The organism is uncultured Zoogloea sp. (genome assembly GCF_937894855.1).
GTDB lineage: Bacteria > Pseudomonadota > Gammaproteobacteria > Burkholderiales > Rhodocyclaceae > Zoogloea > Zoogloea oryzae.
The window spans coordinates 1-24,327 of the sequence record NZ_CALAYQ010000078.1; the positions used below are offsets into that span (position 1 = coordinate 1).

At 67.3% G+C, this 24,327-nt stretch carries 25 protein-coding genes, 1 other RNA gene and 1 pseudogene; 21 read left to right on the forward strand and 6 right to left on the reverse strand.

Going from position 1 to position 24,327, the window contains the following annotated elements; genetic code table 11:
* From glnA to Q0672_RS09970, 10 genes and pseudogenes are all read left to right on the forward strand, one after another.
* Positions 1–218, forward strand: a pseudogene (gene glnA, locus Q0672_RS09925) (glutamine synthetase); the annotation flags it as partial.
* Between the two features lie 108 nt (positions 219–326).
* Positions 327–872 (forward strand): DUF4124 domain-containing protein, encoded by a 546-nt coding sequence (locus Q0672_RS09930; RefSeq protein ID WP_298621847.1) that lies wholly within the window; start codon positions 327–329, stop codon positions 870–872.
* 66 nt (positions 873–938) lie between these two features.
* Positions 939–2,012: a nitrogen regulation protein NR(II) gene (gene glnL / locus Q0672_RS09935; protein WP_153161977.1), complete on the forward strand. Its 1,074-nt coding sequence runs from the start codon at positions 939–941 to the stop codon at positions 2,010–2,012.
* Between the two features lie 105 nt (positions 2,013–2,117).
* Positions 2,118–3,521 (forward strand): nitrogen regulation protein NR(I), encoded by a 1,404-nt coding sequence (gene ntrC, locus Q0672_RS09940; RefSeq protein ID WP_298621850.1) that lies wholly within the window; start codon positions 2,118–2,120, stop codon positions 3,519–3,521.
* Between the two features lie 221 nt (positions 3,522–3,742).
* Positions 3,743–4,546 (forward strand): biotin--[acetyl-CoA-carboxylase] ligase, encoded by an 804-nt coding sequence (locus Q0672_RS09945; protein WP_298621852.1) that lies wholly within the window; start codon positions 3,743–3,745, stop codon positions 4,544–4,546.
* Positions 4,546–5,265, forward strand: coding sequence for a type III pantothenate kinase (locus Q0672_RS09950; RefSeq protein WP_298621854.1), 720 nt, complete (start codon positions 4,546–4,548; stop codon positions 5,263–5,265). Before Q0672_RS09945 ends, Q0672_RS09950 begins: the two co-directional genes overlap by 1 nt.
* A gap of 73 nt (positions 5,266–5,338) precedes the next feature.
* Positions 5,339–6,058 (forward strand): SPOR domain-containing protein, encoded by a 720-nt coding sequence (locus Q0672_RS09955; RefSeq protein ID WP_298621856.1) that lies wholly within the window; start codon positions 5,339–5,341, stop codon positions 6,056–6,058.
* Positions 6,055–6,678, forward strand: coding sequence for a dephospho-CoA kinase (gene coaE, locus Q0672_RS09960; RefSeq protein WP_298621859.1), 624 nt, complete (start codon positions 6,055–6,057; stop codon positions 6,676–6,678). Before Q0672_RS09955 ends, coaE begins: the two co-directional genes overlap by 4 nt.
* Positions 6,679–6,732: 54 nt before the next feature.
* Positions 6,733–7,488, forward strand: a complete 756-nt coding sequence (gene zapD, locus Q0672_RS09965) for a cell division protein ZapD (protein ID WP_153161983.1) — start codon at positions 6,733–6,735, stop codon at positions 7,486–7,488.
* Complete coding sequence (locus tag Q0672_RS09970; protein ID WP_153161984.1) at positions 7,488–7,691, forward strand: DNA gyrase inhibitor YacG; 204 nt, start codon at positions 7,488–7,490, stop codon at positions 7,689–7,691. The genes zapD and Q0672_RS09970 overlap by 1 nt, the downstream gene beginning before the upstream one ends.
* Before the next feature lie 16 nt (positions 7,692–7,707).
* On the opposite strand, the gene Q0672_RS09975 is transcribed toward Q0672_RS09970, so the two are convergent.
* Positions 7,708–8,655, reverse strand: a complete 948-nt coding sequence (locus Q0672_RS09975; protein WP_298621862.1) for a Nudix family hydrolase — start codon at positions 8,653–8,655, stop codon at positions 7,708–7,710.
* The gene (locus Q0672_RS09980; RefSeq protein WP_298621864.1) at positions 8,652–9,515 is read right to left on the reverse strand and encodes an ATP-binding protein; all 864 of its coding nucleotides are present in this window, start codon (positions 9,513–9,515) and stop codon (positions 8,652–8,654) included. The genes Q0672_RS09975 and Q0672_RS09980 overlap by 4 nt, the downstream gene beginning before the upstream one ends.
* Before the next feature lie 188 nt (positions 9,516–9,703).
* On the opposite strand from Q0672_RS09980, the gene Q0672_RS09985 reads away from it, so the two are divergent.
* Both Q0672_RS09985 and Q0672_RS09990 read left to right on the forward strand, forming a co-directional pair.
* Positions 9,704–10,963 (forward strand): MltA domain-containing protein, encoded by a 1,260-nt coding sequence (locus tag Q0672_RS09985; protein WP_298621866.1) that lies wholly within the window; start codon positions 9,704–9,706, stop codon positions 10,961–10,963.
* Between the two features lie 470 nt (positions 10,964–11,433).
* A complete protein-coding gene (locus tag Q0672_RS09990; protein WP_298621868.1) occupies positions 11,434–12,273 on the forward strand; it encodes an EAL domain-containing protein in 840 nt (279 codons plus the stop codon).
* Between the two features lie 67 nt (positions 12,274–12,340).
* Here the strand turns inward: Q0672_RS09990 and Q0672_RS09995 are convergent, their stop codons facing one another.
* The 4 genes from Q0672_RS09995 to Q0672_RS10010 form a co-directional block, all read right to left on the reverse strand.
* Complete coding sequence (locus Q0672_RS09995) at positions 12,341–13,069, reverse strand: DsbC family protein (protein WP_298621870.1); 729 nt, start codon at positions 13,067–13,069, stop codon at positions 12,341–12,343.
* 33 nt (positions 13,070–13,102) lie between these two features.
* Complete coding sequence (locus Q0672_RS10000) at positions 13,103–14,266, reverse strand: UbiH/UbiF family hydroxylase (protein ID WP_298621872.1); 1,164 nt, start codon at positions 14,264–14,266, stop codon at positions 13,103–13,105.
* Between the two features lie 81 nt (positions 14,267–14,347).
* A complete protein-coding gene (locus Q0672_RS10005; protein WP_298621874.1) occupies positions 14,348–14,881 on the reverse strand; it encodes a YMGG-like glycine zipper-containing protein in 534 nt (177 codons plus the stop codon).
* Positions 14,878–15,462, reverse strand: coding sequence for a hypothetical protein (locus Q0672_RS10010; RefSeq protein ID WP_298621876.1), 585 nt, complete (start codon positions 15,460–15,462; stop codon positions 14,878–14,880). Before Q0672_RS10010 ends, Q0672_RS10005 begins: the two co-directional genes overlap by 4 nt.
* 213 nt (positions 15,463–15,675) lie before the next feature.
* Between Q0672_RS10010 and Q0672_RS10015 the strand changes: the two genes are divergently transcribed.
* From Q0672_RS10015 to mraY, 9 genes are all read left to right on the forward strand, one after another.
* Complete coding sequence (locus tag Q0672_RS10015) at positions 15,676–16,101, forward strand: hypothetical protein (RefSeq protein ID WP_298621878.1); 426 nt, start codon at positions 15,676–15,678, stop codon at positions 16,099–16,101.
* A gap of 44 nt (positions 16,102–16,145) precedes the next feature.
* An RNA gene (gene rnpB / locus Q0672_RS10020) (RNase P RNA component class A) lies at positions 16,146–16,538 on the forward strand.
* A gap of 362 nt (positions 16,539–16,900) precedes the next feature.
* Positions 16,901–17,347, forward strand: a complete 447-nt coding sequence (mraZ, locus tag Q0672_RS10025; RefSeq protein ID WP_153161993.1) for a division/cell wall cluster transcriptional repressor MraZ — start codon at positions 16,901–16,903, stop codon at positions 17,345–17,347.
* Positions 17,344–18,273 carry a 16S rRNA (cytosine(1402)-N(4))-methyltransferase RsmH gene (rsmH, locus tag Q0672_RS10030; RefSeq protein ID WP_153161994.1) on the forward strand — a complete coding sequence of 310 codons (930 nt, stop codon included), beginning with the start codon at positions 17,344–17,346 and terminating at the stop codon, positions 18,271–18,273. The genes mraZ and rsmH overlap by 4 nt, the downstream gene beginning before the upstream one ends.
* A gap of 1 nt (position 18,274) precedes the next feature.
* The gene (gene ftsL, locus Q0672_RS10035) at positions 18,275–18,541 is read left to right on the forward strand and encodes a cell division protein FtsL (protein ID WP_153161995.1); all 267 of its coding nucleotides are present in this window, start codon (positions 18,275–18,277) and stop codon (positions 18,539–18,541) included.
* Entirely contained in the window at positions 18,538–20,289 is a 1,752-nt protein-coding gene (locus tag Q0672_RS10040; protein ID WP_298621882.1) for a penicillin-binding protein 2, read from the forward strand. Before ftsL ends, Q0672_RS10040 begins: the two co-directional genes overlap by 4 nt.
* A gap of 2 nt (positions 20,290–20,291) precedes the next feature.
* Complete coding sequence (locus Q0672_RS10045) at positions 20,292–21,803, forward strand: UDP-N-acetylmuramoyl-L-alanyl-D-glutamate--2,6-diaminopimelate ligase (RefSeq protein ID WP_298621884.1); 1,512 nt, start codon at positions 20,292–20,294, stop codon at positions 21,801–21,803.
* Positions 21,800–23,176 carry a UDP-N-acetylmuramoyl-tripeptide--D-alanyl-D-alanine ligase gene (murF, locus tag Q0672_RS10050; protein WP_298621886.1) on the forward strand — a complete coding sequence of 459 codons (1,377 nt, stop codon included), beginning with the start codon at positions 21,800–21,802 and terminating at the stop codon, positions 23,174–23,176. The genes Q0672_RS10045 and murF overlap by 4 nt, the downstream gene beginning before the upstream one ends.
* 62 nt (positions 23,177–23,238) lie before the next feature.
* Positions 23,239–24,327 carry a phospho-N-acetylmuramoyl-pentapeptide-transferase gene (gene mraY / locus Q0672_RS10055; RefSeq protein ID WP_153161998.1) on the forward strand — a complete coding sequence of 363 codons (1,089 nt, stop codon included), beginning with the start codon at positions 23,239–23,241 and terminating at the stop codon, positions 24,325–24,327.

Genomic DNA, 24,327 nt, shown 5'->3' on the forward strand with positions numbered 1-24,327 from the left:
ACGACCTGCCGCCGGAAGAAGACGCGCTCATCCCGACCGTCTGCTCCAGCCTCGAACAGGCTCTGGAAGCCCTGGACAAGGACCGCGAGTTCCTGACCCGCGGCGGTGTCTTCAGCAACGACTTCATCGATTCCTTCATCGCCCTGAAGCAGGAAGAAGTGAACCGTCTGCGCGTCGAAGTGCACCCGGTCGAGTTCGAGATGTACTACGCCATCTGATCCTTCCGGATCAGAAGCCGGTCAGCGTGCTGGCCGGCTGATGCGTTACCTGGGGACGGGCTTTGGCCCGTCCCTTTGTGTTTGTGGAGGACGCCCTTTGAGTTCATCATGCACCGCCACTACACTTGTCGTGACCCGCGTCCAGGCATGCCGACCATGAATTTACGAATTCCACTGTTGCTGGTTTCCCTGCTGTGCTCGCCACTGGCTGTGGCGGACATCTACAAGTGCGTTGACGAGGCTGGTCACGTCACGTACACCAACAACAAGCCGTCCGGAAAAGGGTGCAATACCCTGGCTCGGGATCAGGCGGTTTCATCGGTACCGGGCAGCGCACCGGTGTCGCGCCCTGCGACAGTGCAATCGCCCCAAAGTGGTGCGTCGTCTGGAGGTGCCGGTTTTCCGAGAGTGGATTCGGGCACCCAGAAAGCGCGTGACACCGACCGACGGCGCATCCTCGAAGAGGAACTCGCCACCGAGCAGAAGAGCCTCGAGGCGGCCCGCAAGGAACTCGAGGAGCAGGAATCTGTCCGCTATGGCAACGAGCGCAACTATCAGAAAGTGCTCGACCGCGTGCAGCCCTACAAAGACAAGGTGCAGCTTCACGAGCGCAACATCGAGGCCCTCCGGCGCGAGATCAGCAACCTGCGCTGACGCGGTTGACGGAGGCACTTCGGGTGGGTGCCTTCGATGTGGTCTGCTTCTTGCATAGGTAATCTTATGCAAAACGACCAGCCCGATTCCTCGCCTTCCGCCTTCGCCGGCCTCGAACTGCTCTCATCCGCAGTCGTGCTGGTGGATGACCAGTTGGTCGTCCGGTATCTCAATCCCGGCGCAGAAAACCTCTTTGCGGTGAGCAGCCGCAAGATCATCGGTTACGCCCTGCATCGCCTGCTTGGCGAGCCCGCCGGCCTGGGCAGCGCGCTCAACAACGTGCTCCGGGACAACTGGAGCTACACCGGCCACAACCTCACGGTTGCCCGGCCGGGGCTCGAGCCGCTGCACCTCGACTGCACCGTCACGCCCGTCGAGTGCGCCGAGGCCCGCCTGCTGCTCGAGTTCCGCCCGATGGACGCGCACCTCAAGGTGGCGCGCGAAGAGCAGCTCGCCCACCAGCAGCAGGCCAACCGCGAGCTGATCCGCAATCTTGCCCACGAGATCAAGAACCCGCTGGGTGGCATCCGCGGTTCGGCGCAGCTCCTGGAGCGCGAGCTCGATGATCCGCAGCTGCGCGAATACACCCAGGTCATCATCGCCGAGGCCGACCGCCTGCAGGAGCTGATGAACCGCCTGCTCACCTCCCACCGGATGATGCAGCCCACCCAGCTCAACCTGCACGACGTGCTGGAGCGGGTGCGCCGCCTTACGCTGGCCGAGTTTCCGTCGATCGAGGTGCGTCGCGACTACGACACCAGCCTGCCCTACATCACGGGCGACCGCGAGCAGCTCATCCAGGCGATCCTCAACATCGTGCGCAACGCCGCCCAGGCCCTCCACGGCGTGGGCGAGATCGTGCTGCGCACCCGCGCCGCCCGCCAGGTCACGATGGCCAAGCGCCGCTTCAAACTGGCGCTGCAGCTGCAGGTCATCGACAACGGCCCCGGCATCCCCGACAAGATCCGCGACAAGATCTTCTACCCGCTGGTTTCGGGCCGCGAGAACGGCAGCGGCCTCGGTCTGTCGCTGGCCCAGAGCTTCATCGAGCAGCACCAGGGCGCGATCGACGTGGAGTCGCGCCCGGGTCGCACCTGCTTCACGGTTTATCTGCCGATCGCCCGGGACGGGGAGGGCTGATGGCGGTTCGCAAAGCGCACCAGACTGGTGCATTGAGCCCGACCCATCCCGGCCCTGCCCGCGATCAAACCTTTTGCCCGTTTCACTTTTGTGCGTGTGAGTGACATGAATTCTGTCTGGATTGTTGATGACGACCGCTCGATCCGCTGGGTGCTCGAAAAAGCCCTGGCCCGGGAGGAGATTCCGTACAAGAGTTTCGGTACGGCGGCCGAAGTGCTGGCCGCGCTCGACAGCGCCACCCAGCCGCCCCAGGTGCTGGTGTCGGACATCCGCATGCCCGGCGAATCCGGGCTGGCGCTACTCTCGAAGGTGAAGGCGCGCTTCCCCCAGATGCCGGTCATCATCATGACCGCCTACTCGGATCTCGAAAGCGCCGTCGCGGCCTTCCAGGGCGGCGCCTTCGAATACCTGCCCAAACCTTTCGACGTGGATCAGGCGGTCGAGCTGGTGCGTCGCGCCATCGACGAGAGCGCCCACCAGGCCGGTGCGGTCGAAGAGCTGTCGTCCGTGCCCGAGATCCTCGGGCAGGCGCCGGCGATGCAGGAAGTCTTCCGCGCCATCGGCCGGCTCGCCCAGTCCCACGCCACGGTGCTGATCAACGGCGAATCCGGCACCGGCAAGGAGCTCGTGGCCCGCGCGCTGCATCGCCACAGCCCGCGCAAGGACGCGCCCTTCATCGCCATCAACACCGCAGCGATCCCCCGCGATCTGCTCGAATCGGAACTCTTCGGCCACGAACGCGGCGCCTTCACCGGCGCCCAGACCATGCGCCGCGGCCGCTTCGAGCAAGCCGAGGGCGGCACCCTGTTCCTCGACGAAATCGGCGACATGCCCGCCGAGCTGCAGACCCGCCTGCTGCGGGTGCTCTCCGATGGCAACTTCTATCGCGTCGGCGGCCATCAGCCGATCAAGGCCAATGTGCGCGTTATCGCCGCCACCCACCAGAACATGGAAGACCGGGTGCGCCAGGGCTTGTTCCGCGAGGACTTGTTCCACCGCCTCAACGTGATCCGCCTGCGCCTGCCGCCGCTGCGCGAGCGTCGCGATGACATCCCGTCGCTCGCCAAGCACTTCATCTCCCTGTCGGCCCAGGAGCTCGGCGTCGAGGCCAAGCGCCTCTCCGACGGAACCCTGAAGTACCTGCAGAGCCTGGATTTCCCCGGCAACGTGCGCCAACTCGAGAACCTCTGCCACTGGCTCACCGTGATGGCCCCGGGCCAGACGGTCGAAGTGGCCGACCTGCCGCCCGAACTCAAGGACCAGCCCACCCGTGAACAGCCTGCCAACTGGGGCGACGCGCTGATGGCCGAGGCCGATCGGGCCATCGCCCAGCACCCGGGCGAGGTCTTCGACATGCTCTCCCGCGATTTCGAACGCATCCTCATCCGCCGCGCCCTGTCGGCCACCGGCGGGCGCCGGATCGAGGCCGCGCAACTGCTGGGCATCGGGCGCAACACCATCACCCGCAAGATCCAGGAGCTCGGCCTCGAAGAACCCGACCACGCCTGAAAGGGGCGATAAACCTACTGCGCGGCCCGATCTCGCGATTCCGGTGCTCAACGTACGCTTGTACGTTTCCGCTCCTCGTCGCGACCTCGGGCCGCTCGCTACGGTTTCTCCACCCCTTTCGGTCCGAAGGTTCTCTGGGGCGGCTTGAAGCCTCAGGCTCCCCAATTTCCGCCCCTGTCCGCCATAATTACCGATTCGTTTCAACGATCAGGTAATCCTTCTTGAGCCATTCCGATTTCGAGGCCCTCGACGCGGGGGCGGTGGCGGCCGTGCTGGGCGAGCTGGCCGGGCAGTTTTCGCTGGTGGTGGTGCCGGAGTGCGATTCCACCAACAGCCGGCTGATGGAAACGCCGGCCGACGACGACGGGCGGATCGCCGTGCTGGCGGCGGATCGCCAGACTGCGGGGCGCGGCCGGCGTGGCCGCAGCTGGCTGTCGTGGCCGGGTGCCGGGCTCACCTTCTCGCTGCGCTGGCATTTCATGCCGGCGCCCCACATGCCGGCCGGGCTGTCGTTGGTGGTCGGCCTGGCGGTGGCGCGCATGCTCGAAGAGCTGGGCGTCGAGGGTGTGCAACTCAAGTGGCCCAACGACGTGCTCATCCGCGGCAAGAAGCTCGCCGGCATCCTTGTCGAGTTGTCGTCATCCCGCGGGCGTCCGCCGGCGGCGGTGATCGGCATCGGCCTCAACCTGCGCCTGCCTGCCGATGCCCAGGTGGAGTCCGCCACCGGCGTCACCGATCTGGCCGCCTGTCTGGCCGCGCCGCCGGGGCCGAACCGCCTGCTCGGGCTGCTGCTCGGCCAGCTTCATCACTTCCTCGATCTCTACGCCGCCGCCGGCTTTCCGGCCCTGCGCGCCGCGTGGCAGCAGCGCAACGCCTTTGCCGACCTGCCGGTGCGCATCCTCGGCGAGGCGCAGGAGCTCGCCGGCACCTGCGCGGGGGTCGATGACGACGGCGCGCTGCTCCTCGATACCCCGGAGGGGCGTCGCCGGGTGCTTTCCGGCGAGGTCTCCCTGAGGCTGGCGTGATGGATCTGCTTCTCGATGTGGGCAACACCCGCCTCAAATGGGGGCTGCGCGACGGCGATCGCTGGCTCGGTCAGGGCGCGGTGCTGCTGTCGGCGCTGGATGGCTTTGCCGACGTGCTGGCGGGGCTGGGGCCGGTGCGGCGCATGCTCGGCGCCAACGTGGCCGGCGCCACCGTCGGCGGACGGCTTGGCGCGATGCTGGCAGAGCGCGGGCTGGAGGCCGAATGGATCCGCCCGCAGGCCGAAGGCTTTGGCGTGCGCAACGCCTATCTCGACCCGGCGCGGCTGGGGGCGGACCGCTGGGCTGCGCTCGTTGGCGCCCGGGCGCTCCACGGCAGGGCGGCGCTGGTGGTTACCTCTGGCACCGCCACAACGGCAGATTTGCTCGACGGCGCCGGGATCTTCCAAGGTGGGGTGATCCTGCCGGGGCTCGACCTGATGCGCATGTCCCTTGCCCGCGACACCGCCCAGCTGCCTTTTGCCGACGGGCGCTTCGAAACCACTCCGCGGCGTACCGCCGACGCCATCGTCACCGGCTGCCTGCACGCCCAGGTGGGGGCCATCGAGCGGATGTTTCGGCTGGTGGCAGCGGAGGAAGGTGCGCTGTGCCTGCTCAACGGTGGGGCGGCGGGCAGCCTCGCGCCCCATCTCGAATGCCCGCTGCGCCTGGTCGAAAACCTGGTGCTCGAAGGGCTGGCGCATATGCGTCAAGAATTGTAACGGCGCGCCTCTCCACGCCTGCAGGGCATTCGGTGCCTTTTCCCGTTGACCGTGATGGGTTAGTCTTGCGGCCATGGTCACTTTACGTGTAGCAGTCCTCATCCTCGTTCTCGCCAACCTGCTGGCGCTGGCCGTCTGGAAAGGCGGGCTCGGTGCTGGCTCGTCCGGCGGCGAGCCCGAGCGACTGAGCAACCAGCTCAATCCGGAGCGGCTTCGCCTCGTCGTGGAGTCGTCGCAGCCGGCTCCGGCTCCGGCTCCTGTCGTGGCGGCACCCGCCGAATCGGCACCGGCCCCCGAGCCCGTTCCGGCCCCACCCACCCAGGCGGCCGATGCCGCGCCGCCGGCCTGCGTGGCGTTCAGCGGCCTCACCGCGGATCAGGCCGCCGAGCTGTCGGCGCGGGTCGCCAAAACGGGCTCCGGCTTCAAGCTTTCTGAGAGTCGCGGTGTCGGAACCACGTCCTGGTGGGTGCATATCCCCAGCCAGGGCAACAAGGAAGGCGCCGACCGCAAGGCGGCCGAGCTTCGCCGGCTGGGCGTGGAGGATCTGTTCATCGTCCAGGATGCCGGCCCCAACCAGTTTGCGATTTCCCTCGGCCTCTTCAAGAACGAACAGGCCGCCGGCCGTCATCTCAACCTGCTGCGTGAAAAGGGCGTGCGCAGCGCGCAGATCGCCAGCCGCGGCGCCAATGTGCTGCGGGTCGAGGTGCGCGGCCCGTCCGACAGTCTGGCCACCCTGGCGAGCGATCTTTCCGAGCGGCTCCGGGGTGCCAATCGTCTCGAATGTGCTCCATGACATTGCGGCCTTTTGTGGTGGGCCTGACCGGCGGAATCGGCAGCGGCAAGAGCGCTGCGGCGGATCTCTTTCGTGATTTCGGCGCGGCCATCGTCGATACCGATCTCATCGCCCACCAGCTCACCGCCCCCCAAGGCGCGGCGATGCCGGCCATCGAGGCCGCCTTCGGCGCCGGCGTGGTGGCCGACAACGGCGCCCTCAACCGCCCGGGGATGCGCGCGCTGGCCTTCGAAGACCCCGACGCCCGCAAACGCCTCGAGGCCATCCTGCACCCGATGATCCGCGACGAGAGCGAACGCCAGTGCCGCGCCGCCACCGCGCCCTACGTGATCCTGGCGGTGCCGCTGCTGATCGAATCCGGCACTTACCGCGAACGCGTGGCGCGGCTATGCGTCGTCGATTGCCCCGAGGATGCGCAGGTGGCACGGGTGATGAGCCGCAGCGGGCTCGACGAGCATCAGGTGCGCGCGATCATGGCCGTTCAGGCGTCCCGCGCAGCCCGGCTGGCCGCTGCCGATGACGTGGTGGACAACGCCGGCAGCCTCGATGCCCTGCGCTCCCAGGTGGCACGTCTGCACGCCGACTACCTGGCCCGCGCGGCGCGGGCGCAGGGCCTGTGATATGATTCGCGCCGGTCTGACCGTCAATTTTCCATACCTTATCCAGGCGCGCGCGTGATCACTTACGAATATCCGCTCAACGAGAGGATCCGCACGCTGTTGAGGCTGGAAGACCTTTTCGAGAAGGTCATGCACTTTGTGCGCGCCGAAGGCTCGCTCGAACACCACGTGGCGCTCGTCACCCTGTTCGAGATCCTCGAAGTCGCGAGCCGTGCCGATCTCAAGGTCGACCTGGTGCAGGAACTCGAACGGCAGCGCCAGATCCTCCTGTCCTTCCGCAACAATCCCCAGATTTCCGAGGAAGCCCTCTCCGGCGCCCTCTACGAGATCGAGCAGGCGTCGGCCTCGCTCCTCGCCATGGCCGGCAAGACCGGCCAGTATCTGCGCGAGAACGAATGGCTGATGAACATCCGCAGCCGCGCGGCGATTCCCGGCGGTGCCTGTGAATTCGATCTGCCGTCCTACCATCACTGGCTCAACCGCGAGGTCGAACTGCGCCGGCGCGATCTGATGTCATGGGTCCAGCCCCTGCTGCCGATCCGCGACGGCCTCGCCATCGTGCTGCGCCTCCTGCGCGCCAGCGGCCGGCCCGAATCCCAGGTGGCCCACCGCGGCGCCTTCCAGCAGACCATGGGTGGGCGCACGGTGCAGATGATCCGTATCCGTCTGCACGGCGGTGCCATGTGCGTGCCGGAAACCAGCGCCAACAAGTACGCCCTCAACATCCGCCTGATGCACGCCGAAACCGTGACCCGACCGGGTCAGGTGGACGTGGATGTGCCCTTCGAGCTGACTTTCTGCAATCTCTGATGACGACGCCCAGCAAGCCCCGCGTGGTCAAGTGTCCGACCTGCGGCACCGCCGTCGAGTGGGTGCCGGAGAACAAGTGGCGGCCATTCTGTTCCGACCGTTGCCGTCTGATCGATCTGGGTGCGTGGGCGACCGATCAGTATCGGGTGGCGGGCGAGACGCCCCTCGACAACGACACCGATCCCCTCAACCGGCCGCACTGAGCGGCCGGTTTTTCGTTTACCCCCAGATCGCCCGGATGCCGGCGATGCCGTGGGCGCCAGCCGCCTTGGCGTCGGACAGGTCGTTCGGCGTTAGCCCGCCCAGGGCGAGCACTGGTAGGGGCAACCGTTCCACCAGCTTGCCGAATGCCTCCCAGCCCAGCCCGGCTTGCCCGGGATGGCTCTGGGTGGGCTTGACCGCGCCGAGGAGCGCGTAATCCAGGCCCAGGGCGGCGGCCTTTTCCAGCTCGGCTCGGTTGTGGCAGGACGCGCCAACCCATTCAAAATCGGGTCTTGCATCGATCTCCGCGAGTCGCCGGGCCGGCAGGTGCAGGCCGTCGGCGCCGATGGAGCGGGCGAGCTCAGCATCATCATTGACGACGACGAGGGCGCCCGCTGCGTGGCAGCGGCCCACCACCGCGTGGGCGAAGGCTTCGCGCTCCGCGGTCGGCAGCGCCGCCTCGCGGAGCTGCACCAGCTTCAGGCCGCCGGCCAGGGCCTCGTCGAGCTGCGCCAGCTGGGCATTGACGCCCGCTTCCGCGGCGTGGGTGATGCCCATCGTGCGCGGCAGGCGCAGGGCCTTCAGGATCGGGCCGTTGGCGGGGAGCATCGGGCCCACGTCCATCGCGTCGGCGTGCTGCCAGGCGAGCGCCGAGTGCACCTTGTCGTGGATGTCGCCGCGCCATGCCGGCACCTCGAAGAAGTGCAGGCTCACGTGGGCGTGCTCGTACACGTGCTCGCGGGTGATCCACGGCAAGGCCACTTCCACCTTCATGCCCAGCTCTTCGTCGAGTTCGCGGATCAGCGCGTCGCGGGGCGTCTCGCCGGGCTCGACCTTGCCGCCGGGGAATTCCCAGTAGCCGGGGTAGAAGGTGTCCGGCGCGCGCTGGCCGAGGAGGAAGCTGCCGTCCGGGCGGGTGATGACCGCCGCGGCCACATGGACGATCTTGCGAGGCGCCTGGCTCATGATTCAAAGCGCCCGGCGTAGTCGCGGGCGAACTGCCAGGCCACGCGGCCGCTGCGGGAGCCGCGCAGCAGCGCCCATTGCAGCGCGTCGCCGCGGGCAGCGGAGATCTCGCCCGCCGGCACACCGAACTCGCCCAGCCAGTGATTCACCACCGCCAAGTATTCGTCCTGGCTGAAGGGGTAGAAGGAGATCCACAGCCCGAAGCGTTCCGAGAGGGAGATCTTCTCTTCCACCGCCTCGGCCGGATGCACCTCGCCGTCCACGTGCTTGGTGGCGGCGTTCTCCGAGAAGTACTCGGGCATCAGGTGGCGGCGGTTGGAGGTGGCGTAGATCAGCACGTTGTCGGGCACCGCGGCCAGGGAGCCGTCGAGCACGCTCTTGAGGGCCTTGTAGGCGGGCTCGCCGTCCTCGAAGGAGAGGTCGTCGGTGAACAGGATGAAGCGCTCAGGGCGGTCCTGCACCAGCTCGACGATGTCGGGCAGATCGATCAGGTCGTCCTTGTCCACCTCAATGAGGCGCAGCCCGGCGCCGGCGAATTCGTTGAGCAGGGCCTTCACCAGCGACGACTTGCCGGTGCCCCGGGCGCCGGTGAGCAGCACGTTGTTGGCGCGCTTGCCGGCCAGGAACTGGCGGGTGTTGGCGACGATGCGCTCCTTCTTCTCCTCGATGTCCTGCAGGTCGTCGAGGCGGATCTGGTGGGGGCGCGGCACCGGCAGCAGGGCCTTGGCGTTGTTGCGGTTGCGCCAGCGGAAGGCGGTGGAGGCGCTCCAGTCGGGCGGCGCGGCGTCGGCCGGGAGGAAGCGTTCGAGGCGTTCGAGCAGGCGCTCGGCGCGGGAGAGGAACTGGTTGAGATCAGTCATCGGGGCGGTCTTCCGTGTCGTTCTTCTTCGGGCTACGCAGGGCGAGGGCGACGATGAGAAGCAGCGCGGCGACAAGGCCGAGTTCGAGGCCGACGAGCCACATGGCGCATCCTTTGCAGGCCCGGCCAGGCGGGCCGGTGGTTATACTCGGGCGGGTAATGATTGCCAGCCGCGAGTGTACCCCATCCATGTTCCACCCCTTCCGCTCCATCCCCGCTTCTCCTGCCTTGTCCCGTCTTTCTGCCACCTGCGCCGCGCTGCTGCTGGCGGCCTGTGCCGGCGCACCGCGTCCGGTGAGCGGCCCGTCGGCGCCGGTGGTTCAGCCGTCTGCGCCGGTGACGTCGCCGGCGGTTACGGCGCCCGCGCCCACCGGTGGCGCGCCGGCGCCCCAGCCGCTCGCGCGTCCGCTGCAGCCGGCGGCGTGGGCCGATCTGCCGGGTTGGAGCGGCGACGCCATCGACGAGGCCTGGCCGGCCTTCCTGGCGTCGTGCCGGGCCATCGGCCGGCAGGCGGTGTGGGCCGCCAGTTGCGAAGCGGCCCGCGGGCTGGGCGAGCGCCCGGGCGCGTCGGCGGTGCGCAATTTCTTCGAGTCGCGCTTCACCCCGTGGCGGGTGAGCAACCCGGACGGCACCAAGGAAGGCCTCATCACCGGCTACTACGAGCCCCTCATCAACGGCAGCCGCCACAAGGGCGGAGCCTACAACTGGCCGGTGCTGGGCGTGCCGGACGATCTGCTGTCCATAGATCTGGGCGAGGTGCTGCCGGATCTCAAGGGCCAGCGTCTGCGCGGCCGGCTGGTGGGCAAGAAGGTGGTGCCGTATTACTCCCGCGCCGAGGTGGCGCGGATGGCCGACAAGTTTGCGGCCAAGGCCATCCTCTACGCCGACGACGCGGTGGATCTGTTCTTCCTGCAGGTGCAGGGCTCCGGCCGGGTGAAGCTGCCCGACGGCAACATCGTGCGCATCGCCTACGCCGACACCAACGGCCATCCCTACCAGTCCATCGGCCGCTGGCTGGCCGACAAGGGCGAGCTGCGCATCGATCAAGCCTCGATGGACGGCATCAAGAACTGGGCGCGGGCCAACCCCGGCCGCCTGCAGGAGATGCTCAACGCCAACCCGAGCTACGTGTTCTTCCGGGAAGTGCCGAACACCAATGGCGGCCCGGTGGGCGCCCTGGGCCAGCCCCTCACCGACGGGCGCAGCCTGGCGGTGGACCCGCGCAGCATTCCGCTGGGGGCGCCGGTGTTCCTCTCCACCACCCAGCCCAACAGCAGCCAGCCCCTGCGCCGCCTGATGCTGGCCCAGGACACCGGCAGCGCCATCAAGGGCGGCGTGCGCGGCGACTTCTACTGGGGCTTCGGCGCCGAAGCCGGCGCCCAGGCCGGGCGGATGCGTCAGAAGGGCGAGATGTGGGTGCTCTATCCGCGTGATCAGGTGCCGCGCTGAGGTCGAAGCCCGGGGTCGGCGCGTCAGGCGCCGACTTGAAATCGCTTGGCAAACACTTGAACGGTTCCAAATCGGACTTGGGGCTTTGCAAGTTTTACCTGGGCGCGTGTAAGTCAGACTTGGGCCATCCGAAGTCTGACTTTGAAAAACTGCAAGTCCGAGCTGGAAAGGCCGAAGTCCGGGTTGAAACATCCGAAGTCCGACTTGGGAGGCCGCAAGTTCTTCTTTGAAGATCGCAAGCCAGACTTGCGCGATTTGATCTCTGACTTGCGCGCGCCGCGCCCGGGCTTTGGTCGGCGGGCGCCAGCGAGCCCAAGGCGGGCGTTTCTTTTGCGCGGGGCTAAGCGTAGATCGTAGATTTGTAATAAGTTTTTCGTAAATTCATGGTTTGCCCGCACGGGGCTCCGCGCTACCGTGCGAAGCTGGCGCCTGACCCCAGTCGCCATCCAATCTGCATCCTGGAGACCATCGTGCCCCTTACCGAACTCGTCCATTACTTCAACAAGCGCAACCGGCTCGTCCGCGGTGGCGAGGACGAGGGCTTCCGGTTCGTCGACGGGCAGGTGCGCATGCACTTTGGCGGACGGGTCTTCGGGACGCGCTTCCAGCCCATCGTCGAGCGCGCCGGCAGCCAGCCGGCCGGGCACGAGGCGCATCTGCACGTGCTGGGCGCAACTGCCGCGCCGGCCCAGACGGTGTTCCTGGAAGCCCGGGACGATGCCGAGCTGGTGCACCTGGATCGCATGGCGCGCACCCTGCATGCCCTCAACTTTTTGCTGGAGCGGGAGCAGCACGGGGGCTTCCTGGCCCTCAATGTGCATCCCCAGCTGATCCGCGCGGTGCGCGACCACCACGGTCATGTGTTCGAGACGGTGCTGGCCCGCTGCGGGCTGACCTCCGACCGGGTGATGCTGGAGCTCTCCGACGACGGCTTCGAGCCCGTCGCGCCGCTGGCCGCGGCGATCGCCGAATACCGGGAGCGGGGCTACCGGGTGGCCATCGACAACTTCGGTCGGCATACGTCCGATCTGGAAAGGCTGGAGCAACTGGCCCCCGACGTGGTGAAGCTCGACCGCAGCCTGATCGGCCACGCCGGCCACCTGAGCCTCGCCAAGCGGGTGATGACCGAGCTCTCCGCCGAGGTCCGGCGCCTCGGCATGAGCGTGGTGTGCCAGTGCATCGAGAACCCGCTGCAGCTCGACGTGGCGCGGGAGGCTGGTGTGGATTGGCTGCAGGGCCATCTGCTGGGCCGGCCGGCAGCCCATTGCCTGCCGGTGCCGCGCCCCCGTCGGCCCCGGGCGGCGGCCTGATCCGACCGGATCGGTACAAACAAAAGGGCTGCCCGCGGGCAGCCCTTGTTGCGTGGGGCGTCCGAGCTTACTTGCCGGCGGCCTGGTTCATGGCCTGGTCGAGCTGCGCCAGGGGCACGGCGCCGGGCAGGCGGTTGCCGTCGGCGGTGAAGATGGTGGGCGTGCCTGAGACCTTCATCTTCTGGCCGAGGGCCACGTTCTTGTCGATGGCGCTGGTGTCGCAGCTGGCAGCGGCGGCGGCGGGCACCTTGCCGGCCGTCATCCAGTCGTTCCAGGCGGTGGCCCGGTCCTTGGCGCACCAGATGTTCTTCGACTTCTCGGTGGAATCCGGGCTCAGGATGGGGTACAGGAAGGTGTAGATGGTGGCGTCCTTGAGGCCCTGCATGTCCTTGGCGAGGCGCTTGCAGTAGCCGCAGTTCGGGTCTTCAAAGCTGGCGATGACGCGCTTGCCGTTGCCGCGCACCTGCTTGATGGCCTGATCGAGGGGCAGGGTGGCGAAGTCGATCTTGAGGAGCTGGGCCATCCGGGCCTGGGTGACGTTCTTGCGGGTCTTGGCGTCGATCAGGCTGCCATCGATGATGAAGCTCACGGTGGCATCGGTGTAGATCAGCTCGCCGGACTTGAGCACCACTTCGTAGAGCCCGCCGTAGGGCGTCTTCTTGACGCTGTCGACGGCCGGGCCGCCCACGAAGGTTTCGAGGTTCTTCTTGACCGAGGCTTCGTCGGTGGCTGCATGGGCGACGCCGGCTGCGAGGAAGAGGGTCGCGAGCAGCGAGCGTACGAAGGGGAATTTCATCCGGGAATCTCCAGGGGCGGCGTGTAGAGGGGTTCAGAAGCGGCCGGCAATGGCGTAGCGGACCAGCGCATTGCGTAGGACAGGCACGCTGTTGGTGAGGTTCAGACCAATGTTGCGCAGGCCCGACAGGATCGGGTCGGCCGGCTTGAACAGGCGGTTGAGGCCGTGGGTGGTGTATTGCAGCAGGGCGGTCTCCTCGGCGCGGGCGCGGGCGTAGGCGCGCAGCACCGGCAGCTCGCCCGGGTCGCGCCAGGCGGGCAGATCCTTGATCTGCTCGGCCAGCACGCGGGCGTCCTGGTAGCCCAGGTTGATGCCGTGGCCCGACAGCGGATGGATCGCGTGGGCGGCGTCGCCGATGAGGGCGAGGCGCGGGCGCACCGCGGTCTCGACGCGCATCAGGCGCAGCGGAAAGGCCGCGGCCGGCGTGATGAGTTCGAGCTTGCCGAGCCGATAACCGCCGGCCTCGGCCACCCGGGCGCACAGGGCTTCGGGGGGCAGGGCGACGAGTTCGTCGGCGAGGGCATCCGGGGCGGACCACACCATCGACATCTGCTGGTCGGGCAGCGGGAGATAGGCCAGCACGCCGTCCGGGCGGAACCACTGGAAGGCGGCGTTGCGGTGGGGCTTCTCGCAGCGGAAGTTGGCGACCACGCCTTTCTCGTCGTAAGGGGTGTTGCGGGCGCCGATGCCGGCAGCCTGGCGCACCCACGAGTCGCGGCCGTCGGCGGCCACCACGAGCTTCGCCTCGACACGCCGGCCGTCGGTGAGGGTGAGGCGCGCGGCGCTGTCGTCGATGGCCAGCGCCGCCGGCGAGGCCGGGCAGATCAGGGTGACGTTGTGCTGGCGCTTGACGGTTTCCCACAGCTCGAGCTGCATCAGGCTGGATTCGAGGATCCAGGCGAGCTCGCGCAGGCCGCTGTCGTAGGCCGAGAAGTCGAGCCGGCCGCCGGCGTCGCCGTGGATCTCCATGTCGTACACCGGCGCCATGCGGGCCGGGTCGAGATGCTGCCAGATGCCGATGGCGGAGAGGAAATCCACGTTGGTCGGGCTGATCGCGTAGATGCGCGCATCCCAGCCCTCCGGGCGGGCCGGGGGGCGGGTTTCGACGATGCCGACCTTCAGGGTGCTGCCGCGAAGTGCGGCGGCGAGGGCGGCGCCGGCAAGTCCGGCGCCTACGATGAGTACATCGAATTTCATGGCTGATCTCCTGCGCCCCGGATTGTGCCGGACGGCGCAGGGGAAGTCACCCGCGACGGGATGCCGCCGGGCTGGAGCGGATTACCGGGGCGGAAGCGCCGGGGCCGGCGGCGGGGGCGGGTAGTAGTGCGGTACGCCGCCGGCAGCGGCGGGCGCGGGGGCGCGATAGCCGTAGCCCGGCAGCTGGTTGCCCTTGGCGTACATGCATTGCTGGTAGGCGATGTCGTAGCGGCGCTGGGCGTCGGCGCCGGCATAGGCGGCCTGGCTGGTCCCGCTGGCTGACCCGGCTACCATGCCGACCGCCGCTCCAGTCGCGGCGCCGTGATTGCCACCGGCAAGGCCGCCCACCGCGGCACCGATGGCGGTACCCACGATGGCGCTGCCGACCATGTTCTGGGCGGCAGCATCCCGTGGCGCGATGCCGATAGCCTGATCGGCGTAATTGCGGCACTGGCGGTCTTCCATCGAGAAAAGATCGAGGGGCTTGCCGGGAGCGGGCATCACTGCCACCCGCGGGCCGCTGGGCAGGCTGGCGCAGCCGGCGAGCAGGGCGAGGGGAATCAACAGCAGGCGGGCGCTGCGGGGCAGACGGGACGGGCGTTCGGGTGTGCTCATGGCTTGGAAGCTCCTTCCGGGCCGGTTGCGGGGGCCGGCGGCGTGGTGCCCTGGGGCGGTGTCCGGGGCTGGGCGGCGACCGGGCGCCACTTTTCGGGGCAGCGCTGGACGTAGGGGTAATAGCCTTTGGCGCTCTCGCAGTAGTACCAGTTCTGGACGTCTGCGGGTGGCGCCGCCTGGCTTTCGCCGGCCGGCGTGGCCGGGACGCTGCGCCAGCCTTCGGGGCAGGTCTGGGTGTAGGGGTAGTAGGCGCGGGCGCTCTCGCAGAAATACCAGCTCTGGGGCGCTGGCGGCAGGTCCGGCAGCACAATGGGGGCTTCTTGCTGGACAACGACGGGCGGTGGGCTGTAATAGGGAGGGTAGAACACCCACGGGGCGCCGACGATCCACCACCCGTTGAAGCCGCCGTGATGGTGCGGGCTGACCCATATTCGTGGTGCCGGACCCCAGCCCGGGCCGCCACGGAAGCGCCCGCCACGGTCGGCGTGAGCCGGAATGGCGACGGCCGTACCCGCCGTGAGGAGCGCCGCGAGCAGTGCCCGTCGGGCGAGCGGCGTCGATCGGCAAAACGGACTTTTCATCGCACGGAACTCCTGTCGTTTACATGCATCATTGCAGCACCGCCTTCGGTGCCGTGTAAGTGCCTGTCTGCGCAACTCGTAACGGGATGCGACGGAACCTGGCTGCAGCAAGAATTGCTTACAGGGCAGTTTTCGTCACGCAGCCTTTCCTTGCTCGGATGAATTGAGATGCAAAGTGCGAGACAATATCGTTTTTGCTGATTTTGATATTTTATGGATGTCCGCAAACTCGTCATCGCCCTCGGGGCGTTGATCCTTCTTGCAGTGGGCATTGTGCTCTACATGCAGGTGGACCAGCCGGTCGATCGGCGTCGCAGCGACCCCGTCATGGCCGCGAAGGTCGAGGTTCAGCACGGCCCTGCGCTTCGTGCGATGGGCGTCCGCAGCCTGGGTGTCGATCCCAAGACCAGCGACGTGGTGGTGGTCTTCAAGGGGGGCGGGCGTCTTGGTCGGCGGGTCGCCGGCCGCCTGCCCGGGCTTGCCAGTGCGGACGGCTGCGGCGAGCTCGATGTTGGCATCTCGGTGGGCGATTCCCTTACTGCCTGGGGAGATTCCAGCAGCCCTTCGTTCTATTCGCGCCTCGACTGCGTGATCGACGAGGTGGTCTCCCGTGCCGCCGAGCTGCGCGACCCGGAGTGACGCGACGGGCTTTTGCCTGCTGAAGCGGCTATACTCCGCGCCGGGAAGTTCGCCAGGCAGTCGCGGTGCGTTCGCGCATCGAGGAAAGTCCGGGCCCCGCAGAGCAGGATGCCGGCTAACGGCCGGGCGCCATACGCCTTCGGGCCAAAGCGACGGAAAGTGCAACAGAGAGCAGACCGCCGATGGCCGCCTCCGGGCGGATCAGGCAAGGGTGAAACGGTGGGGTAAGAGCCCACCGCGGACGTGGTGACACGGACGGCACGGTAAACCCCATCCGGGGCAAGGCCAAATAGGGGGACGTTGAGGCTGCTCGCTGAGTCCCCGGGTAGGCTGCTTGAGCGGCGCGGTAACGCGTCGACCAGAGGAATGATTGCCCGGCGGGCTGGTTTTCGGACCGGTCCGCTCGACAGAACCCGGCTTATCGGCGGACTTCCCCACTTCGCCACACGTTTTTTTCGTTTCCTCCACTTTTCTCCACGACTGAGACTTTTTTCGCGCCAGGCCTTGGTGCGAAACACTCTTTTGCGCTCTGGCGCCTGAAAGCCTTTCGGCTGCCTTTTGGCCGGCTGCGCGACCTGTGAATTCATCCTCAACTTTTGCAATCTCCGCTACTGACGTTGATTTGTAAGCGGATTTCCTACGCGGCCTTGTCCAATTCCTAAGTGCTTGTGGCGAAAAGAGATTTGCTCTGGACCCAACTTGACCGGGTATTTTTTTTGCTCTAAAGTGGGACGAAGTGGACGAAAGTGGGAAAAAGTGAGTTTTTCCGGTTCGTCAGGGTTGGAAAGTGGGGTCTTCAATGTTTCAAGGCGCAGCGGCGCTCAGTCTCGATGCGAAGGGTCGCCTGGCGATTCCGGCGCGGCATCGGGACGCGCTCGCCGAGCTGGCCGGAAACGAGTTGATCCTCACCGCGCATCCCCACCGCTGCCTCCTGATCTATCCCGCTCCCGCCTGGGGGCCGATCCGCGACAAGGTGCTTGCCGGCTCGAGCCTCGATCAGCGTTCCGCCCTGCTCAAGCGTCTGCTCGTGGGTTTCGCCCGCGATGAACAGATGGATTCGGCTGGCCGCGTGCTGATCGCGCCCGAGCTGCGCGGCTTTGCGCAGCTGGAAAAGCAGGTGCATCTGGTGGGGCAGGGCGATCACTTCGAGTTGTGGTCGGATGCGGGCTGGCAGAAACAGCAGGAGGCGATCTTCGCCCTGGGCACGGATCTCATGCCCGCCGGTTGGGAAAACCTGCCGCTGTGAGTACCGCACCGCACATCACGGTGCTGCTGAAAGAGGCGGTGGAGGCGCTGGCGATCAAGCCGGATGGCGTTTACGTGGACGGCACTTTTGGTCGCGGCGGACATAGCCGGGCGATCCTGGCCCAGTTGGGGCCGGAGGGCCGGCTCATCGCCTTTGATCGCGATCCGCAGGCGATTGCCGCGGGCGAGGCGATCGGTGACGGGCGTTTTGAACTCGTCCATGCGCCGTTCTCGGATTTTGCCGAGGCGCTGGCCGAGCGGGGTGTGGAGAAGGTGGACGGCGTCCTGCTGGATCTGGGGGTGTCGTCTCCTCAACTGGATGAAGCCGGGCGGGGCATGAGTTTTCGCTTTGATGCGCCGCTCGACATGCGAATGGATACGACCCGCGGGATGACCGCGGCGGAGTGGCTGGCAGAAGCGCCGGTCGCCGACATAACCCGGGTACTGAGGGAATACGGTGAAGAACGGTTTGCTTATGAGATTGCAAAGGCGATTGTTGCTGCTCGGGCAGGGGGGCATGTCGCAACCACTGGACAGCTTGCCGCGATCGTGGAAGCGACGGTCTGGAAGCGCGAGCCGGGCCAGCACCCTGCGACGCGCACCTTCCAGGCTCTTCGGATTTTCGTCAATCAAGAGCTTGAGGAGCTGTCGCTAGTCCTGCCGCAGGTTGTGGCAGCACTGGCGGCCGGAGGCCGTCTGGTGGTGATCAGCTTTCACTCCCTCGAGGACCGTATCGTCAAGCGCTTCATGCGCGACGAGTCGCGGCCACCACAGCTTCCGGCGCGGCTGCCGGTGCGTGCCGCCGACATGCCCAAGCCCAAGCTCGGGCTGGTCGGCAAGCAGGTGCGCCCGTCCGACGAGGAGATTGCCGTCAACCCGCGTTCCCGCAGCGCCGTGATGCGCATCGCCGAAAGGCAGGCGGACTGACATGGCGCGTCTGACCGGATTTCTCGTGATGCTGGTGGTGGCGAGCAGCCTCGGCGTGGTGGCATCCCAGCACCAGGCCCGCAAGCTCTATGCCGCCGTCGAGCGTGAGCAGCAGCGCTCCCAGCAGCTGGAGGTCGAGTGGGGCCAGCTGCAACTGGAACAAAGCACCTGGGCGGCTCACGCCCGTATCGAAAAACTCGCTCGCGAAAAACTCGCGATGCGCCCGCCTCTGCCCGGGCAGATCATCGCCATCGAGGAGCGGCCATGAAAAAGGCCAAGAAGGGCGTCACCTTCAATCACAATCCGCTGCTGCGCTCGGAGCTTCCGGCGTGGCGGCCGCGTTTCGTCCTGCTGTGCCTGCTGGGCGGCTCGGTGGCGCTGGTGGGCCGCGCGGCTTACCTGCAGGGCGTGAACGAGCAGTTCCTGCAGGCCAAGGGTGAATCCCGCTACGCCCGCGTGCTCGAGGTGCCCGCCACCCGCGGCAAGATCACCGACCGCCAGGGCGACGTGCTCGCCGTGTCGTCGCCGGTCAAGTCGATCTGGGCGATCCCCGAAGACGCCCGCCTGAATCCGTCCCAGACCCGTCAGCTGGCTGCTCTGCTCGAGATGCCGGTGCAGGATCTGAACCAGAAGCTGGGTGTCGAGAAGGATTTCGTCTATCTCAAGCGGCAGGTCTCGCCCGAGCTTGCCGATCGCATCGCCGCCCTCAAGCTGCCGGGCGTCCACGACCAGCGCGAATACCGCCGCTTCTACCCGGGTGGCGAGGTGATGGCCCACGTGCTGGGCTTCACCGGCGTGGACGACAAGGGGCAGGAGGGCATCGAGCTCGCCTTCGAACCTTCGCTGGCCGGCAAGCCGGGCTCCCGCCGGGTCGTCAAGGACCGCCGGGGCAACGTGGTCGAGGACGTCCAGTCCATCCGCATGCCCCAGGACGGCAGGGAGGTCGCGCTGTCCATCGACAACAAGATCCAGTACCTCGCCCACGCGGCCCTCAAGCAGGCGATGACCGACCACAAGGCCAAGGCCGGTGGTGTGGTGGTGATCGACGCCAAGACCGGCGAGATCCTCGCCCTGGCCAACGCGCCCACCTACAACCCGAACAACCGCGTCAAGCTCACCGGCGACCAGTTGCGCAACCGCGCCCTGACCGACACCTTTGAGCCCGGCTCGACGATGAAGCCCTTCACCGCCGCGCTGGCGCTTGAAAAGGGCAAGGTCACCGCCAACACCATCATCAACTGTGCGCCGGGCCGGATGACCATCGGCACAGCGACGATCTCCGATGCTCACCCCCACGGTGCCCTCACGGTAGCCGAAGTGATCCAGAAGTCGTCCAACATCGGCGCGGCCAAGATGGCCCTGAGCTTTCCGCCGGAAACCATGTGGAAGATGTTCGATGATCTGGGCTTTGGCTCGCCGCTCAAACTGGGCTTCCCCGGTGAAGTCGGCGGCCGTCTGCGTCCGGCCAAAAGCTGGCGCCCGATCGAGCAGGCCACCATGTCCTACGGCCACGGCATGTCGGTCAGCCTGATGCAGATCGCCAACGCCTATCAGGTGTTTGCCCGCGACGGTGACATCGTGCCCTTGTCCCTGTCGCGTCTGGATACGCCGCCGGTGCATGGCTCCCGCGTGTTCGCCCCGCAGACCGCCCGCGAGGTGCGCCAGATGCTCGAGATGGTCGTTCAGCCCGGTGGGACTGCCCGGCAGGCCAACGTTCCGGGCTACCGCGTCGGCGGCAAGACCGGCACCGCGATGAAGCTCGTCGGCGGCCGTTACGCCAACCGTTACGTGGCCTCCTTCGTGGGCATCGCCCCGATCTCCGATCCGCGCCTGATCGTCGCCGTGATGATCGACGAGCCCACCAACGGCAAGCACTACGGCGGCGACGTGGCCGCGCCGGTGTTCGCCCAGGTGACGGGCGGCGCACTGCGCACCCTCGGCGTTGTGCCGGATGCGCCGCTCAAGCCGCTGCAGGTTGCCCGTCAGGGCGTCACCCCCGTCCGGGAGGCCATGTGAGCGTGAGTGCCCGCCAGCAGGCCCAGGATCTGCTCGCCCAACTGGCTGCCGCCGGGGTGGAAGTCACCCAGCTGTGCCTCGATTCCCGCAAGGTGTGCGCCGGCGATGTCTTCCTGGCCTGTCCGGGGCATCGGGTCGATGGTCGCCGCTTCATCGTCGATGCCGTCCATGCCGGCGCAGCCGCGGTGCTGTGGGAGCGCGACGGCCACGTGTGGGACGATGCCCTGCAGGTTCCCAATATCGCTGTCGCTGGTCTTGCCTCGCTGGCCGGACATCTGGCCAACGAAGTCTGCGGTCGTCCGTCCGAAGCCCTGTGGCTTGTCGGCGTGACCGGCACCAACGGCAAGACGTCAGTTACCCAGTGGCTGTCCCGCGCGTTTGGCGCGCTGGGGCGCAAGTGCGGTGTGATCGGCACCCTCGGCATCGGTTTTCCGGGCGCGCTGAAGGCCAGCGTCAATACCACGCCGGACAGCCTGACCCTGCACCAGACCCTCGCCGAATTCCGCGCCGCAAAGGCCGACGTGGTGGCGATGGAGGTCTCGTCCATCGGGCTTGACCAAGGGCGCCTCAACGGGCTGCACTTCGACGTGGCGGTGCACACCAACCTCACCCGCGACCACCTCGACTACCACGGCAACATGGAGAACTACGGCGCAGCCAAGGCCCGCCTGTTCGACATGCCGGGGCTCAAGGCCGCGGTGCTCAACCTTGACGACCGCTTCGGCATGGAACAGGCCCGGCGCCTGGCCGGCAGCGGCATCCAGGTGGTCGGCTACACCCTGATCGCCAGCAATGCCGACGCCGCCCCGGTCAATCGGCTGGTCCTCGCCGACCGTCTCACCACCACTGCGGCCGGCGTGCGCTTCACGGCCCGCAGCGGAAACGAGTCGGCCGACCTGAGCCCCAATCTGGTGGGGCAGTTCAACGTCTCCAACCTGCTGGCGGTGATCGGCACCCTGATGGCCTCGGGCTTCAGCCTCGAGGAAGCCGCTACGGTGGCCGAAGACCTCACCCCGCCGGTGGGCCGGATGCAGACCCTCGGCGGCATCGGGGACCCGCTGGTGGTGGTTGATTACGCCCATTCGCCCGACGCGCTCGAGCAGGTGCTCACCGCCATCCGCGCCACCGTCGAGGCCCGTGGCGGCAGCCTGACCTGCGTGTTCGGCTGCGGTGGCGACCGCGATCCCGGCAAGCGCCCGCTGATGGGCGAAGTGGCCAGCCGCCTGGCCGACAAGGTCGTGCTCACCAGCGACAACCCCCGCGGCGAAGACCCGCTGGCAATCCTGCGTGAAGTCGCCGCTGGCGCCCGTGCCGACGTCGAGATCATCGCCGACCGCGCTGACGCGATCCGCGGCGCGATCCTCGCCGCCGCGCCCGACGACGTGATCGTCATCGCCGGCAAGGGCCACGAACCCTATCAGGAGATCAACGGCGTGCGTCACCCGTTTTCGGACGTGGATCAGACCCGCGACGCCCTCGAAGCCTGGAACGACGCCCAGGGAGAACTCTCATGATGGATCTCCAGGAAGCCGCGCTGGCCACGGACGGCACCGCCGTCGGCGGCAACGTTGCGTTCATGTCGGTCAGCACCGATTCGCGGGCCATCCAGCCCGGCCAGCTGTTCATCGCCCTGCGCGGCGACCGGTTCGATGGCCACGAATTCCTCTCCGCCGTGGCCGCCCAGGGCGCCGTGGCGGCGATGGTCGACCGGGCGTGGGCGGCGGCCAATCCGGTCCCGCTGCCGCTGCTGGTGGTGGACGACACCCGCCTCGGCCTCGGCCGTCTGGCCGCCAGCTGGCGTGCCGGCTTCAGCCTGCCGCTGATCGGCGTGACAGGCAGCAATGGCAAGACCTCGGTGAAGGAAATGTGCGCCGCCATCCTGCGCGCCCAGGCCCGCATCGACGGCTTCGATCCGGAGCTCGCAGTCCTCGCCACCAAGGGCAACCTGAACAACGACATCGGCCTGCCGCTGATGCTGCTGCGTCTGTCCGGCAACCACCGCGCGGCGGTGATCGAGATGGGCATGAACCACCCCGGCGAGATCGGCTATCTCACGCATCTGGCCCGGCCCACCGTGGCGCTGGTGAACAACGCCCAGCGCGCCCACCTGCAGGGCATGGGCAGCGTGAACGAAGTCGCCCGCGAGAAGGGCGCGATCTACGAAGGTCTGTCGTCCGACGGTGTGGCGGTGGTCAATGCCGACGACGCCTTCGCCGGCTACTGGAAGGCCCTCAACGCCGGGCGCCGCACGCTCACCTTCGGCCTGTCTGCCGATGCTGACGTGACGGCCCGCTGCACCGGTCACGGCTTTGCCAGCGACATCGTGCTGGCCTCGCCCCAGGGCGAAGCGAAGTTCCGCCTCAACGTGCCCGGCAAGCACAACGTCCGCAACGCCCTGGCGGCTGCAGCGGCCTGTCTGGCTGCGGGTGTCTCGCTGGCCGCGGTGGCCGAAGGCCTGGGCGGCTATACCGGCACCCCGGGCCGCCTGCATCTGCGCAAGGGCCTCGGCGGCGCGGTGGTGATCGACGACAGCTACAACGCCAACCCCGATTCGATGCGCGCTGGCATCGCGGTGCTGGCAGCCACCCCCGGCCGCAAGATCCTGGTGATCGGCGACATGGGCGAGATTGGCGAACAGAGTTTCCAGTACCACGACGAGATCGGCGGCTACGCCAAGAGCGAGGGCGTCGATTTCCTGTTCGGGCTGGGTGAGATGAGCGAGGTTGCGGCGCGCAACTTCGGAGAAGGTGGCCGCCACTTCAACAAGCTCGATGATCTCGTCGCAGCGGTGAAGGCGGAACTGAACGAAGACACCGTGGTGCTCGTCAAGGGCTCGCGTTTCATGAAGATGGAACGGGTCGTAGACGCCATTGCGGAGAAGGCTTGAAATGAGTTCGTGTTGTACCGGCTTGGCTGCAGTTTCTTCCGCAATGAACTCGGGGGAACACCATGCTGCTTGAACTGGCCCTGTGGCTCGGCAAGGATGCGCGTTTTTTCAATGTGTTCGGCTACATCACGCTGCGCACGGTGCTGGCTGCCGGCACCGCGCTGGTGCTGTCCCTCGTCTTCGGCCCGCCGGTGATCCGCTGGCTGGCCGCCAAGAAGATCGGCCAGGCGGTGCGCGACGACGGCCCCAAGTCCCACCTCACCAAGGCCGGTACGCCGACCATGGGCGGCGCGCTGATCCTGATCTGCATCGTCCTCACCACCCTGCTGTGGGGCGATCTGCGCAATAAATACGTGTGGGTCGTGCTGTTCGTCACCCTCGGCTTCGGTGCTGTGGGCTGGGTGGATGACTGGCGCAAGGTGGTCTATCGCGATCCGAAGGGCTTGGCGAGCCGCTGGAAGTACTTCTGGACTTCCGCCATCGCCCTGGCCGCCGCCAGCTTTCTTGGTCTGACCGCCACGCTGCCGGCCCAGCTCGAACTGATCGTGCCCTTCTTCAAGGCGGTGTCCTACCCGCTGGGCGTGTTCGGCTTCATCGTGCTGACCTACTTCGTCATCAACGGCACCAGCCACTCGGTTAACCTCACCGACGGCCTCGACGGCCTGGCGATCATGCCGACGGTGATGGTCAGCGCCGCGCTGGCGATCTTCGCCTACGTGGCTGGTCACATGGGTTTCTCGAAGTACCTCGGCGTTCCCTACATCCCGGGCGCCGGCGAGCTGGCGGTGATCTGCGGCGCGATCGCGGGCGCGGGTCTGGGCTTCCTGTGGTTCAACGCCTACCCGGCAGAAGTTTTCATGGGCGACGTGGGTGCGCTGGCGCTGGGTGCGGCAATGGGCACCATCGCGGTGGTCGTGCGTCAGGAGATCGTGCTCTTCATCATGGGCGGCCTGTTCGTGGCCGAGGCCATGTCGGTGATGGTCCAGGTGCTGTACTTCAAATACACCGGGGGCAAGCGCATCTTCCGGATGGCGCCGCTGCACCACCACTACGAGCTCGGCGGCTGGAAGGAAACGCAGGTCGTGGTCCGCTTCTGGATCATCACGATCATGCTCGTGCTGTTCGGCCTGTCCACCCTCAAGCTGCGGTGA

Bases quoted from the DNA above. Each gene is read 5' to 3' on its own strand.
- Q0672_RS09930 (WP_298621847.1), top strand. From the start codon at position 327: ATGCACCGCCACTACACTTGTCGTGACCCGCGTCCAGGCATGCCGACC.
- glnL (WP_153161977.1), top strand. From the start codon at position 939: ATGCAAAACGACCAGCCCGATTCCTCGCCTTCCGCCTTCGCCGGCCTC.
- ntrC (WP_298621850.1), top strand. From the start codon at position 2,118: ATGAATTCTGTCTGGATTGTTGATGACGACCGCTCGATCCGCTGGGTG.
- Q0672_RS09950 (WP_298621854.1), top strand. From the start codon at position 4,546: ATGGATCTGCTTCTCGATGTGGGCAACACCCGCCTCAAATGGGGGCTG.
- Q0672_RS09955 (WP_298621856.1), top strand. From the start codon at position 5,339: ATGGTCACTTTACGTGTAGCAGTCCTCATCCTCGTTCTCGCCAACCTG.
- coaE (WP_298621859.1), top strand. From the start codon at position 6,055: ATGACATTGCGGCCTTTTGTGGTGGGCCTGACCGGCGGAATCGGCAGC.
- Q0672_RS09970 (WP_153161984.1), top strand. From the start codon at position 7,488: ATGACGACGCCCAGCAAGCCCCGCGTGGTCAAGTGTCCGACCTGCGGC.
- Q0672_RS09975 (WP_298621862.1), bottom strand. From the start codon at position 8,655: ATGAGCCAGGCGCCTCGCAAGATCGTCCATGTGGCCGCGGCGGTCATC.
- Q0672_RS09980 (WP_298621864.1), bottom strand. From the start codon at position 9,515: ATGACTGATCTCAACCAGTTCCTCTCCCGCGCCGAGCGCCTGCTCGAA.
- Q0672_RS09985 (WP_298621866.1), top strand. From the start codon at position 9,704: ATGTTCCACCCCTTCCGCTCCATCCCCGCTTCTCCTGCCTTGTCCCGT.
- Q0672_RS09995 (WP_298621870.1), bottom strand. From the start codon at position 13,069: ATGAAATTCCCCTTCGTACGCTCGCTGCTCGCGACCCTCTTCCTCGCA.
- Q0672_RS10000 (WP_298621872.1), bottom strand. From the start codon at position 14,266: ATGAAATTCGATGTACTCATCGTAGGCGCCGGACTTGCCGGCGCCGCC.
- Q0672_RS10005 (WP_298621874.1), bottom strand. From the start codon at position 14,881: ATGAGCACACCCGAACGCCCGTCCCGTCTGCCCCGCAGCGCCCGCCTG.
- Q0672_RS10010 (WP_298621876.1), bottom strand. From the start codon at position 15,462: ATGAAAAGTCCGTTTTGCCGATCGACGCCGCTCGCCCGACGGGCACTG.
- Q0672_RS10015 (WP_298621878.1), top strand. From the start codon at position 15,676: ATGGATGTCCGCAAACTCGTCATCGCCCTCGGGGCGTTGATCCTTCTT.
- mraZ (WP_153161993.1), top strand. From the start codon at position 16,901: ATGTTTCAAGGCGCAGCGGCGCTCAGTCTCGATGCGAAGGGTCGCCTG.
- ftsL (WP_153161995.1), top strand. From the start codon at position 18,275: ATGGCGCGTCTGACCGGATTTCTCGTGATGCTGGTGGTGGCGAGCAGC.
- Q0672_RS10040 (WP_298621882.1), top strand. From the start codon at position 18,538: ATGAAAAAGGCCAAGAAGGGCGTCACCTTCAATCACAATCCGCTGCTG.
- murF (WP_298621886.1), top strand. From the start codon at position 21,800: ATGATGGATCTCCAGGAAGCCGCGCTGGCCACGGACGGCACCGCCGTC.
- mraY (WP_153161998.1), top strand. From the start codon at position 23,239: ATGCTGCTTGAACTGGCCCTGTGGCTCGGCAAGGATGCGCGTTTTTTC.